This is a genomic window from Bifidobacterium sp. LH_449 (assembly GCF_056356755.1).
On sequence record NZ_JBKEUV010000001.1, the window covers coordinates 45,204 to 56,996 of the forward strand.

The 11,793-nt window shown below is 63.0% G+C and carries 12 protein-coding genes; 7 read left to right on the plus strand and 5 right to left on the minus strand.

Features of this window, described 5'->3' with window-relative positions:
- Positions 1–37: 37 nt before the first annotated feature.
- Positions 38–916 carry a bifunctional methylenetetrahydrofolate dehydrogenase/methenyltetrahydrofolate cyclohydrolase gene (locus AC1AX7_RS00195; RefSeq protein ID WP_476508100.1) on the minus strand — a complete coding sequence of 293 codons (879 nt, stop codon included), beginning with the start codon at positions 914–916 and terminating at the stop codon, positions 38–40.
- A 133-nt stretch (positions 917–1,049) separates the two neighbouring features.
- Between AC1AX7_RS00195 and AC1AX7_RS00200 the strand changes: the two genes are divergently transcribed.
- From AC1AX7_RS00200 to AC1AX7_RS00210, 3 genes are all read left to right on the plus strand, one after another.
- Complete coding sequence (locus AC1AX7_RS00200; RefSeq protein WP_476508101.1) at positions 1,050–2,084, plus strand: metal ABC transporter solute-binding protein, Zn/Mn family; 1,035 nt, start codon at positions 1,050–1,052, stop codon at positions 2,082–2,084.
- A 202-nt stretch (positions 2,085–2,286) separates the two neighbouring features.
- The gene (locus AC1AX7_RS00205) at positions 2,287–3,180 is read left to right on the plus strand and encodes an ABC transporter ATP-binding protein (protein ID WP_476508102.1); all 894 of its coding nucleotides are present in this window, start codon (positions 2,287–2,289) and stop codon (positions 3,178–3,180) included.
- 8 nt (positions 3,181–3,188) lie between these two features.
- Positions 3,189–4,025, plus strand: coding sequence for a metal ABC transporter permease (locus AC1AX7_RS00210; protein ID WP_476508103.1), 837 nt, complete (start codon positions 3,189–3,191; stop codon positions 4,023–4,025).
- A 16-nt stretch (positions 4,026–4,041) separates the two neighbouring features.
- Here the strand turns inward: AC1AX7_RS00210 and AC1AX7_RS00215 are convergent, their stop codons facing one another.
- Both AC1AX7_RS00215 and AC1AX7_RS00220 read right to left on the minus strand, forming a co-directional pair.
- Positions 4,042–4,518 (minus strand): 2-C-methyl-D-erythritol 2,4-cyclodiphosphate synthase, encoded by a 477-nt coding sequence (locus tag AC1AX7_RS00215; RefSeq protein WP_476508377.1) that lies wholly within the window; start codon positions 4,516–4,518, stop codon positions 4,042–4,044.
- 131 nt (positions 4,519–4,649) lie between these two features.
- Positions 4,650–5,246: a CarD family transcriptional regulator gene (locus AC1AX7_RS00220; protein WP_476508104.1), complete on the minus strand. Its 597-nt coding sequence runs from the start codon at positions 5,244–5,246 to the stop codon at positions 4,650–4,652.
- 150 nt (positions 5,247–5,396) lie between these two features.
- On the opposite strand from AC1AX7_RS00220, the gene glgB reads away from it, so the two are divergent.
- The 3 genes from glgB to AC1AX7_RS00235 are packed head-to-tail and all read left to right on the plus strand — an operon-like array spanning position 5,397 to position 9,465.
- The gene (glgB, locus tag AC1AX7_RS00225) at positions 5,397–7,646 is read left to right on the plus strand and encodes a 1,4-alpha-glucan branching protein GlgB (RefSeq protein WP_476508105.1); all 2,250 of its coding nucleotides are present in this window, start codon (positions 5,397–5,399) and stop codon (positions 7,644–7,646) included.
- A gap of 15 nt (positions 7,647–7,661) precedes the next feature.
- The gene (locus AC1AX7_RS00230) at positions 7,662–8,381 is read left to right on the plus strand and encodes a response regulator transcription factor (protein ID WP_476508106.1); all 720 of its coding nucleotides are present in this window, start codon (positions 7,662–7,664) and stop codon (positions 8,379–8,381) included.
- 13 nt (positions 8,382–8,394) lie between these two features.
- Complete coding sequence (locus tag AC1AX7_RS00235) at positions 8,395–9,465, plus strand: sensor histidine kinase (RefSeq protein WP_476508107.1); 1,071 nt, start codon at positions 8,395–8,397, stop codon at positions 9,463–9,465.
- Positions 9,466–9,759: 294 nt separating this feature from the next.
- Here AC1AX7_RS00235 and AC1AX7_RS00240 read toward each other — a convergent pair whose 3' ends face one another.
- Both AC1AX7_RS00240 and AC1AX7_RS00245 read right to left on the minus strand, forming a co-directional pair.
- Positions 9,760–10,155, minus strand: a complete 396-nt coding sequence (locus AC1AX7_RS00240; protein ID WP_476508108.1) for a ComF family protein — start codon at positions 10,153–10,155, stop codon at positions 9,760–9,762.
- A 332-nt stretch (positions 10,156–10,487) separates the two neighbouring features.
- Positions 10,488–11,291 carry an HAD-IIB family hydrolase gene (locus AC1AX7_RS00245; RefSeq protein ID WP_476508109.1) on the minus strand — a complete coding sequence of 268 codons (804 nt, stop codon included), beginning with the start codon at positions 11,289–11,291 and terminating at the stop codon, positions 10,488–10,490.
- Between the two features lie 65 nt (positions 11,292–11,356).
- Here AC1AX7_RS00245 and AC1AX7_RS00250 point away from each other — a divergent pair, with 65 nt between their 5' ends.
- On the plus strand, positions 11,357–11,785 hold the full coding sequence (locus AC1AX7_RS00250; RefSeq protein WP_476508110.1) for a metallopeptidase family protein: 429 nt from the start codon (positions 11,357–11,359) through the stop codon (positions 11,783–11,785).
- The last annotated feature ends 8 nt before the right edge of the window (positions 11,786–11,793 follow it).

The following is an 11,793-nucleotide window of genomic DNA, read 5'->3' on the forward strand; positions in this document are numbered from 1 at the left end:
TGTCGCGGCAATCGCAGAAAGCGGGGCCACGCGGAAATCACGCGACCGATCGTTCCGCGATCTCCACGACGTTGCGCAGCAGCATCGCGCGCGTCATCGGTCCGACTCCGCCGGGATTCGGCGTATAGGCATACGCCTTGTCGTAGCAGGCGGGGTCGATGTCGCCTTTGATGCGGTAACGGCCTGCGGCCTCGTCATATACGCGCGAGACGCCGACGTCGACCAGCACCGCGCCCTCTTTGATGTCTTCCGGCTTCACGAATCCGGCGACGCCCATCGCCGCCACGATGATGTCGGCGCGGCGCATATGCTCTTCTATGTTCTTCGTGCCGGTATGGCACAGCGTCACCGTCGCGTCGACGCCGCGCCGCGTCAGCAGCAGGCCGATGGTCCGCCCGATGGTGATGCCCCGGCCTAGAACGCACACGTCCTTGCCCTTGAAGTCGATGCCGTACCCGTCGAGCAATTCGATGACGCCTCGCGGCGTGCAGGGCAGCGGCGTCGAGAGTTCGCCGGAGACGTGCAGCACGAGTTCGCCCAGATTATACGGATGCATGCCGTCGACGTCCTTGCCCGGGTCGATCATCGCGATGATGGCGTTTTCGTCGATGCCCTGCGGCAGCGGCAACTGCACGATATACCCGGTGCAGCCGGGATCCTCGTTCAGTTCGCGCACCACGGACGCGATCTGTTCGAACGAGGCGTCGGCCGGCAGTTCCCGACGGATCGAATCGATGCCGATCTCGGCGCAGTCCGCGTGTTTTCCGGCGACGTATTTCATGGAGCCCGGGTCCTGCCCGACCAGGACGGTCCCGAGGCCGGGGACGACGCCGCGGCCCTTCAGACGCTCGACCCGCCGGGCCAGTTCCTTCCTGACATTGGAGGCAGCCAGTTTTCCGTCGATTGCGATGGCCATAGCGTCGTCCCCCTGTTATGCGTTTCGCTCCGTGTTGTGGGCTATTGTGGATGCATCCGATATTCACGTACGAGTCCGGGAACATTATGATACCGATGGCCCCTGACTCGATGGGTAGGAATGAGGGCAAACCATGAGTAGCGGAATCCGTCGCGCAGCGACCGCATTGTTCACGCTTTCCGCCGCCGGTCTGTTGGCGTTGGGCGGCTGCGGAACGACGCCGGCCGGGGAAGGCGGCGCCCCGCAGGCCTCCGGGCAGGCCGACGGGCCCATCGTCGTGGTGGCTTCGGTCAATCAGTGGGGCTCTTTGGCCGAGCTCATCGGCGGCGACGACGTTGAGGTGACTTCGATCCTTTCGTCCACGTCGGTGGACGCGCACGATTTCGAGCCGGCCACCGCGGATGTCGCGGCGCTGCAGACCGCTCAGGTCGTCGTGTCCAATGGCGCCGGATACGACGAATGGGCCACCAAGAATCTCGGCGATGACGTCGTATCGGTTTCCGCCGCGTCGACCGTCGGCGCTTCCGAAGAGGACAACCCGCATCTGTGGTTCTCCAAGGACGCGCGCGATGCCGTGGCCACCGAACTGGCCAGTGCGTTCGGCAAGCTCCTTCCGGACAAGCAGGACGATTTCGACCAGCGTCTGGAGGACTGGAAGGACCGCGAGCAGGAGCTCGCCGACGCCATGAAGGCTTTCTCCGAGGCCCATCCCGATGCGACCTATGCCGCGACCGAGGCGGTGGCCTATTATCTGCTCAACGACATGGGGTTCACCGACGCCACGCCGCAGGGCTACGCGCAGTCGGCGGCTTCGGAAAGCGAGCCCGCACCGGCGGATCTGCAGGATTTCCAGACGCTGGTCGAAGCCCACGGCGTCGACCTGCTGATCAACAACACGCAGTCGGCCTCCGACGCCACGAATATGATCACCGGCATCGCCGGCAAATCGGACGTTCCGGTATTCGACGTCAGCGAGCAGATGCCCGAAGAGGCGCAGGATCTCACCGATTGGATCGCCTCGTTGGTCGACGGCATCGCCACACTGTTCGACGATGCGGCCGTTTCGGACGAATCGTCGGATACGGCCGGCCACGACGACGCCGTCACCGACGACGGCACGGACGCCGAGGTTCCGGATACGTCGGGACAGGCCGATCCCGGCGCGTGATTCCCATCGCACGGCCCATGTCGTCCGAATGACGGAGACATTGGAAGGTCTATGAATTGGGTTACGGAGTCTTCGCCGTAACCCAATTTTTTTGCCGCATCGCAGTCTCCTCAAACCGCACCCTAAATGAGAATGATTGTCAACCTCATTTGCGACAATCCTTGCAGACAGTCCCCATTCCCTTGACAATTCAGGAGCAACGATGGTTCAGCCGCGCAGTGGACATCAAGGCGACGCATCCGACGGCGCCACGTCCTGCATCATCTTCGACAACGCCGCCGTCCGACGCGGCGACCATCTGGTCTGGTCGCAGGGCACGTTCCGCATTCCCAAAGGCTCCGTCACCGCGATAGTCGGCACGAACGGCACCGGCAAAACCACGATGATGCAGGCTGAGCTCGGCCTTCTGCCGTTGGCCGAAGGCTCGATCACCGTACTGGGCCAGCCCGCAGGCTCCGCCAACCAACGCATCGGATATGTGCCGCAAAGCTATATCGCGGACACGGAATCGAACCTGACCGTGGAACAGTCCGTATTGCTGGGATTGACCGGAACACGGTTCGGTTTCCACCCGGTCACGGCGCTCCAGCGCGCAAGGGCGCGTGAGGCCCTGGACTTCGTCGGAATGGACGAGAAAGCCCGCCACCGGCTGTCCCAGCTCTCAGGCGGACAGCGGCAGCGCGTGGCCATCGCGCAGGCGCTGGTCTCGGATCCCGAACTGCTGATGCTCGACGAGCCGCTTGCGAACCTCGATCTGGCAAGCCAGCGTTCGATGGTCCATATCCTCGCCAAGCTCAGCCACGACCTGGGCATGACCATCCAGATCGTCGCGCACGATCTGAACATGCTGCTGCCCATCCTCACCGGAGCCGTGTATCTACTGGACGGACATCCGCACTATGCCCCGATGGACGCCGTGCTCGACGCGAATCTGCTGACGCACCTGTACGGCACGACGGTGCAGGTCGTCACCACTCCACAAGGCGATATGTTCGTCACCCCGAGTCCGGACGACGAACATACGGCGCATCCCGACATGCATCACGCCGACGAAGTCGCCGCATTCCATCATCATGCGGACGCGGAAAGGAAGTAGACAATCATATGGATGGCATCAGCTTCGCTTTTGACCCGAACTGGATGACGACGCTGTCGGCGCCGTTCATGGCGAACGCGTTCCAAGCGGGCCTGTGCATCGCACTGGCGGCAGGCGTCATGGGCTATTTCACCATCGCAAGGCAATCGACTTTCGCCGCCCACGCGTTGGCGCATATCGGGCTCCCGGGGGCGACGGGCGCGGCCTTGCTGGGCCTGCCGGTGAGTTTGGGCATGGGGGCGTTCGCCCTCGCCGGCGCGCTGGTGATCGGCGCGCTGGGCAAAAAAGTCTCACAGCGTGAAATCGCAACCGGTACGGTGCTGGCGTTCGCGACGGGCCTGGGCCTGTTCTTCGCACGCCTGTCCAGCTCGGCCTCCCAGCAGATGCAATCGGTGCTGTTCGGATCGATCCTCACCATCACCGACGAACAGATCGTCGGATTCGCCCTCTTCGACGCGCTGCTGCTCATCGTCATCGCGATCATCTACCGGCCGTTGCTGTTCAGCTCCCTGGACGAACAGGTGGCGCAGGCGAAAGGCGTGCCGATCGCGGCCATGAACATCGCGTTCATGGCCATCATGGCCGGTGTGATCACCCTTGCGGTACCGGCGGTGGGGACGCTGCTGGTCTTCGCCCTTGTCATCACGCCGGCGGCGACCGCGAACATCATCGCGGGCTCGCCGTTGAAGGCGATGATCGTCGCATCGGCGATCTGCCTCATATCGATTTGGGGCGGACTGGTGCTGTCCGCCATGTTCCCGGCGCCGCCGAGCTTCATCATCGTCACCCTGTCAACGCTGCTGTGGGCTTTGGCCCGGATCCTCCAATCGGTCCTGCAGCGATAGCACCGGTTCCAGGCGGCTATTCCAGCGGCCGCACCAACGCATTGGCCATGGCGGCCAAGCCCTCCCCCGCACCGGTGAATCCCATGCCGTCGGTCGTGGTCGCGCTCAGCGACACCACGCATCCGACGGCATCCGACATCGCCCGTTGCGCCTCATCACGACGCGTACCGATCTTCGGCCTGTTGCCGACGACCGCCACGCTTGCACTTGCCGGCTCGAATCCATGCTCGCGCAGATGATCCGCCGTCATACGCAGCATGGCCTCGCCATGCATGCCGGCGCCCGACGAATCCGCTCCGACGCCGAACAGCGTACCGATATCCCCCAGATGCGCGGCCGCGAGCAGCGCGTCGATCAACGCATGCGCGGCGACATCGCCATCGGAATCGCCTTCGATGCCGACTCCGGGCCATTGCAGACAGGCCAGCCACAACGCGCGGCCGCTTTCCGGCGTCGCGAAACGATGTGCATCGAACCCCTGCCCGATCAGCATATTGCACATATGCAACCTCCGCATACTCATAGTCGTTCATGCGAAACGCGGACGACATCTGCATCGCGCTCCGGCGCACCACGTCACATGGGAAAGGAAAAGGCCCGTCAGCACGACGGGCCTTGACGCGGTCACTTCTTCTTGCGCCCCTTGCCTTCGGCCGCGACGCGCGCCAAGGTGTCGGCGGCGGCCTCCTGCGGGGCTTCGGTGTGATGCTTCTCATCACCCGGCTGCGGTTCTTCGTATCCGAGATTGACGTCCAGCAGACGCTGCGCCTCCGATTCCTCCAGATTCTCGGACAGCGAAATTTCGGAGGTCAGAATGCTGCGGGCCTTGGTCAGCATGCGCTTCTCGCCCGCGGACAGGCCATGTTCGTCGACGTCGCGCTGCGCAAGATCGCGTACGACCTCAGCGATCTTGTTGACGTCGCCGGTGGCGATCTTCTCCACATTCAGCTTGTATCGGCGGGACCAGTTCATCTCCTTTTCGATGATCGGCGTACGCAGGATCTCGAACACCCTGGCGACCGCACGGCCGTCGACGATATCGCGAACGCCCACCTTCTGCGCGTTATCGATCGGAACATTGATGACAAGCCCGTCAGAGGACAGCACCGACAGCTGCAGGTATTGACGGGTCACGCCCTTGACCGTCCGTTCGGTGATGGCTTCCACCTTAGCGGCGCCGTGACGCGGATAGACGACCATATCGCCGACCTTGTAGCCCATGAATCCTCCGTGAAATCATTCGAAAAAACCCGAACTATTATGCCAGCCCGTGCGGACTTGGCGCACTGCGGGCGGAAATCCGTCGAAAACCGCACGACACGGCGCTTGAAAACCTACCGAAAACCGCACAGGCGTGGGTATGCTTTTCCCATGGTCAAACATTCCACAATCAATGAAGATATCGTCGCCGTCGACCAGGATACCCTGGACGCGGTCAGCAACGCCGAATACTACAACCCGCACGAGGTCCTCGGCGGGCATCTTGGCTCCGGAGAGCATGAGGGCACCGTCACGGTCCGCGTGCTTCGACCGATGGCGAAAACCGTGACGATCGTCACCCAGGGAGGGGAATATGAAGCCGAGCATGAATACAATGGCGTATTCGCTGCGGCCATGCCGGCGCTGAAGACCGATGAGGGCTTCAGGATTCCGGATTATCGCATCCGCACGTCCTATGAGAACGGGCAGACCAACGTGCAGGACGACCCGTACCGGTATCTGCCGATGATCGGCGATATGGATACGTACCTGTTCGGCGAGGGGCGCCACGAACGCCTGTGGGAGGCGTTGGGCGCCCACGTGAAGCATTTCGACGATCCGATGGGCTCCAACGACGGCACCGCGGGCGAACAGCTGACCGGCACGTCGTTCACCGTATGGGCGCCGAACGCCCGCGCCGTGCATGTGGTGGGCGATTTCAACAATTGGGGCGGCCAATGCCATGCCATGCGCGAAATCGGCTCTTCCGGCGTGTGGGAGCTGTTCATCCCGGGCATCGGCGCCGGAGAGGTCTACAAGTATGAGATCCTGACGCAATACGGCCAGACGATCATGAAGGCCGACCCGATGGAACGCTCCCATGAGATTCCCCCGCGCACCGGTTCCATCGTCGTCGAATCCGAATACGAATGGAACGACGACGCGTGGCTGAAGAAGCGCGCCGTCACCGACCCGCACGCCGGCCCCGTCAGCATCTACGAAGTCCACGCCAACAGCTGGCGCACGGACGTGAAGGACTACCGGGAACTGGCCGACAAGCTGGTCCCCTACGTCAGCGAGATGGGATTCACCCATGTGGAGTTCATGCCGCTGGCGGAGCACCCGTTCGCGGGATCCTGGGGCTATCAGGTCACCGGCTACTATGCGGTCGATTCCCGTCTCGGCGGACCGGACGACTTCAAGTATCTCGTCGAAAAGCTGCATGATGCAGGCATCGGCGTGATCATGGACTGGGTCCCGGCCCACTTCCCGAAGGACGCGTTCGCTCTGGGCCGATTCGACGGCACGCCGCTGTACGAGGATCCCGATCCCCTACGCGGCGAACACCCGGATTGGGGCACATACGTCTTCAACTTCGGCCGCAACGAGGTGCGCAACTTCCTCGTGGCCAACGCCTGCTTCTGGCTGGACGAATACCATATCGACGCGCTGCGCGTGGATGCGGTCAGCTCGATGCTGTACCTCGACTACAGCCGCGAAGCCGGCCAGTGGCGCCCCAACATCTACGGCGGACGCGAAAACCTCGAGGCGATCGACTTCCTCAAGGAAGCCAACGCCACGGCGTACAAGAACAACCCCGGCATCATGATGATCGCCGAGGAATCCACCGCCTACCCGGGCATCACCGCGCCGACCGACGCCAACGGCCTGGGATTCGGCCTCAAGTGGAATATGGGCTGGATGCATGACACGCTGGAATACCTGCATCACGCGCCGATCGACCGCAAGTGGCATCACAACGAGATCACGTTCTCCATGGTGTACGCGTATTCCGAGCATTATGTGCTGCCGATCAGCCACGACGAGGTCGTATACGGCAAGGGCGCGCTGTTCGGCAAGATGCCGGGCGACGACTGGCAGCGCTATGCAGGGGTCAGGGCCCTGTTCGCATACCAGTGGGCGCACCCGGGCAAAAAGCTGAGCTTCATGGGCAACGAAATCGCGCAGTACGGCGAATGGGACCATAACGGCTCCGTCGATTGGGATGCGCTTAACTGGCCGGACCATCGCGGCGTGCAGCGTTTCGTCGCCGATCTGAACAGGCTGTACAAGGCCTCCCCCGCGCTGTGGAGCCAGGATTTCGATCCGGAAGGGTTCCAGTGGCTCACCAGCGACGACGCCGACCACAATACGCTGAGCTTCATGCGTGTCGGCAAGGACGGCGAGCAGATGGTCGTGGTCGTCAACTTCTCCGGCAACGCATGGCAGGATTACCAGGTCCCGCTGCCCAAGGGCGGACGTTGGAAGGAAGTGCTGACCAGCGACGCCGAAGAGTACGGCGGTTCCGGCATCAGCAACGGCGTCTTCGAAGCCGAGGCCGGCGAATACCATTCGCGCGATTGGTCGGCAAAGCTCACCATTCCTGCGTTCGGAGCGGTATTCTTGGAACCGGAACTCTGAGAAAGGCAGCTTCACATGCTTAATACGTCACCGCAGCCCTCGGCCCCGCGCACCGTTTTGATCGTCGAAGACGAACCGACCCTGGCAACGGCCATCGCCCAACGCATCACCGCGGAAGGCTGGACCGCACGGGTCGCTTCCGACGGAGCAAGCGCGGTGCAGACCGCGTCGCAGTTCCATCCCGATCTGGTCATCATGGACATCATGCTGCCGGTGATGGATGGTCTGGAAGCCACCAAGCGCATCGTGGCGGCGCGCCCCGTTCCCGTGCTGATCCTGACCGCCCGCGACGACGAGGCGGACAAGGTCATCGGGCTGGGGGCCGGCGCTGACGATTACATGACGAAGCCCTTCTCCATGCGCGAACTCATCGCACGCTGCAAGGCGCTGCTGCGTCGCGTCGAACGCGCGAAGATCATCGCGAAGAACTCAGAAAACGAAAAGGTGCTCGACTTCGGTTCGCTGGTCATCGACCCCGCCCAGCGCATAGTCACGCTGAACGGCGAACCGGTGCACCTGACCCCGACCGAATTCGACCTGCTGGCCACTCTGGCCCGCAAGCCGAAGTCGGTACTGACCCGGGAAAAACTGCTCGAAGAGGTTTGGGATTGGGTCGACGCCTCGGGCACCCGCACCGTCGACTCGCATGTCAAGGCGCTGCGCCATAAGCTTGGAAGCGAGATGATCCGCACCGTGCACGGCGTCGGATACGCGTTCGAGCCTCCGAGTGAATGAGCAGGTAGACGATATGGCTAAGCCGTTGCGTCGGGGACGTTCCGCCACACCGTTGGCCGAGCGTCCCCTCGGCATGTTCGCCTCGCTCAAAGTCGAATTGAGTGTACTCATCGTCATCGCCACGTCGATCGCGTTCGCCATGGCATGGATCCTGCTGAAAATCAATTTCAGCGGCTGGATCGCCATGCCGTTGACCCTGGCGGTGGCGCTCGGCATCACCTATATCTTCTCCCGCGGCCTGACGGCGCCCCTGCGCCAGATGAGGGACGCGGCCCAGGCGATGTCCGAAGGCGACTACAGCGTGCGCGTGCACATCGAGGAATCCCGGCGGGACGAAGTGGGGCGGCTGGCCCGGTCATTCAACGAAATGGCCGAGGAACTGCAACACGCCGACCAGTTGCGTCGCGACATGGTCGCCAATGTCAGCCATGAACTGCGCACCCCCGTGTCCGCGTTGCAGGCCATGGTCGAGAACATGGCCGACGGGGTGACCGATCCCACTCCGGCCAATCTGGAAAGCATCCTCAATCAGACGCATCGTCTGACGGATCTGATCACCTTCCTTCTTGATTCCTCCCGCATGGAGGCCGGCGCGGCAAGCCTGCAGATCAAGAAATTCCGCTTTTCCGATTTCCTTGACGAAACCATCGAGCCCCTTGAGATCGCCGATGCCGGGCATGCGCACAACATCGAAGTCAACATCGCCTCGGACATCGTCATGGAAGGCGATCAGGACCGTCTGCGTCAGCTGTTCACCAACATCATCTCCAATGCGCTCAAGCACTCGCCCAACGGCACGACCGTGCTGATCGAGGCGCATGAGGACAAGGCCCACGACACCGTGGTGACCAATGTCGTCAATTTCGGTTCCCAGATCCCCAAAGAAGCCCGTTCCGACATTTTCCGACGCTTCGTCAAAGGCAAGACGGGGCCGGGAACCGAATCCGGCGGCACGGGCCTCGGCCTGTCGATCGCACGCTGGGCGGCCCAACTGCACGGCGGCACCGTGCGCGTGGTGGATGATGCGCGAGGGGCCAATTTCGAGATCCTGCTGCCGAAACACCACCGTGCGTCCGTAAAATGATTCGTCCCGCCCGCATCGCATACTGATTAGAACAAATGTTCGATGGCGGCTGTGAGGGGTGCTGGGAGGCACGTTGGTCACCGGGAAACCGGCCCGCCGCAACGGCTATGTCATCATGACCGTTGCGGTGAGCCCTATGCGTAAACGCATGGCGCCGCAGCACGGCGCGCGAGGCGTCAGGCGGCTGTCGATACTCGCGCAGCGTCGTGACATAGCCGCGCCCGGGGACATCGTCATCCTCCGTTCCGCGGGGGAATTCGTCATCGCCCGGTATACGGGCGCCGCTGACGGCATTCATGTCTGGGGCGTCGTAGTCGGCGCATTCGACGGCGTATACGACAGCGCGCATACGGACAGCACTTCGGCCCCCGACCGTCTCAGGGCCGCGATGCACTGACGCATCGTCGCCCCCGTCGTCACGATATCGTCGATCAGCAGCACCGGCGCACCCGACAGGTCCACATCGCCGCGAATCGCGACGCGTCCCGCTATGCGACTGGCACGCTGGCGGGCATTGGCCGTTTGCACCGATTTGATGTGCGTATCGCGAACACACAGCATGCTTTTCGCGCAGACGTCCACGCCTTCGCCCCGTATGCGGGCCGCCACCTGTCCGGCCAATGATTCCATGTGGGCGCGCCCGCGCTCATGCAGCGAACGGGCCGACGACGGCGCAGGCACTATCAGCACGCGATCTCGGCCATGAAGGAGGCCAAGGCCTATGATCATGTCCGCCAACGCATCCGCAAAAGGCGCGTCGCACTGTTCGTCGCCATGATCCTTCCACGCAAGGATCGCGCGCCGTACACACCCTTCATATCGTCCGCAGGCGTACCAGAAGCCCGTAACGCTTTCCTCGCAGGGAAATCGTCGATATTCACGCAAGAGCCCCCTGCAGCGTTCGCACAGCACGATGTCCGGGCGGTCGCAGCCCGCGCAGCCACGCGGCAGCATCAGGTCGAGCACGCAACGGCCGGCGGCGGCTACGCCCCCAAGCACCCGGAACGACGCGCCGCGCGCATTCATCGCAGGCAGCCGATCAACAGATTGCAGAAGCGCAGGGTGTCATCGGGACAGTTGACCTGCACGGCCATCGCGCCGGCCAATGCGGCAGGATAGTCGTTGCCGTCGGGAGTCATGCGATCGCCGACGAAGATGATCTCTTCCGGCCTGACCGCCAGGGATTGCGCCAGATCGCGTATCGCATGGGATTTGTCACGGCCCCGCATGTATACGTCGACGCTCGTCATGCCGCCGGGACGCACACCCAAATGCGGCAGCTCCGCCGCCACGGCCTGCGCCAGACGGTTTTTCTTCGTATTGTCCGGGTCCCACGCGGCCTTGAGCTCATTGGGCGCCTGCTGGCCCAATGCGGAGAACGTGATCTGGCTGCCGCGGTTCTCGATGCGGCTCCCCCACACCCGTTCGGCCCATAGCCCCTGCGCACGCGCGTTGCGCTCCAACGCTTCAACGGCCCGTTCGCAATCCTCGTCGCTCAGATTATATGCGTGCACTTCGGACCACCCATGCCCGTCCCAGCGATAGTACAGGGTGCCGCTGGTAGGCATCAGATGCATGTTGAACAGGTCGGCGTCCCGCGGCAGGACATCCGTGACCTGGCCGGTGACCAGTTGGAATTTACCGCCGGAAATCACCGCGACGGGCATTTCGCGGGTCAGCGCCGCGACGCGTTGCGCCATCTGCGGTTTCATCGGCTTCTTGCTCCGGGCAAGGGTATTGTCAAGGTCGAATGCGATCGCACGCGTCCGGGCGGCCATCGCACAGACGTCCACTTCATTCCATGAAGGAACCTGAATCACGCACATGCCCGGCCTCTCCTCTCGGTCGCCTTCAGCCTTTCAATGTCATCCCTTGGCATAAGGTGGTTAGCATGCAACGACCACCTTGGGAATCTACAGTGTATCGCAATCGACATGGCCGCGGGGTCAGGACGCCCATGTTCGGCACCAGACTCCCCCGTTACCGTACGCGCAGCGGCATGTTCGACGACATGGTCGCCGCCCAGCTTCGCCGTCTGAGCGCCGCATGGCCCCAACTTATCAAGCCGGTGCAGTTCGCCGTGGAGGATGTCCCGCCTTCGGATCCGGCGCCATGGGAGCGGCGCTCGGTGCCGATGTCGCAATCCTTCCCCGCACAGCACGGCATCCCGGCCCGGGTCGTTCTCTACCGCATGCCGATGCAATCGCATGCGACCAGTCGGATCGACCTGCAACTGCTCATCAGGGACGAAATGGTGTCGTGCCTGGCCGACCTGTACGGCAGGCGTCCCGAGGAGATCGATCCCGATTGGGGAATGTGAGCCGAAAC